Source organism: Campylobacter sp. US25a (assembly GCF_004379075.1).
GTDB classification, from domain to species: Bacteria; Campylobacterota; Campylobacteria; order Campylobacterales; family Campylobacteraceae; genus Campylobacter_D; species Campylobacter_D jejuni.
In genome coordinates this window covers 1-441 of sequence record NZ_RYYM01000099.1, presented here as the reverse complement: position 1 = coordinate 441, position 441 = coordinate 1, and the positions used below count along the sequence as shown (strand labels likewise).

The window sequence follows — 441 nt, the reverse complement described above, 5'->3', positions numbered from 1 at the left end:
CCCATTATACAAACTAGAGCTCACATAAGGTTTATCTATATCATCATCTAAAAAAGAAATAATCACTTCATCTCCTATTCTTGGAGTATGAAAAAAACCTGAATGATTGCTTGCTATATGAGAAGCTACTCTTAAAAAAGGAGTGTGATGATAAGATTTGTAAGTATTGCTTGATAAATTAGAAGAATTTGTATCTATATCATTTGCAATAAAAGTATCATTATCTAATTCTTCTTGATTGGCATAAAGATTAATCCTTACCTTAACCCTTCCATATTCATCTGTATAAATAGTATTTCTCTCACTTTCTATATCCTTACTCTCTCCTATAACAATACCTTGAGTGCTATTAGGAGCTTTAGGTTTAGCTTTAAAACTTGGAGTAAAGATAATATTCTTTTTTAATAAAGTTAAAGTATTAGAATAAGATTTACTTAAATT

At 27.7% G+C, this 441-nt stretch carries 1 protein-coding gene; it reads right to left on the bottom strand.

The genetic code is table 11. From position 1 onward, the window contains the following. Window positions 1-441: phage baseplate assembly protein V (locus ELQ12_RS10800; RefSeq protein ID WP_347876348.1), on the bottom strand; the 441-nt coding region annotated here is incomplete at both ends.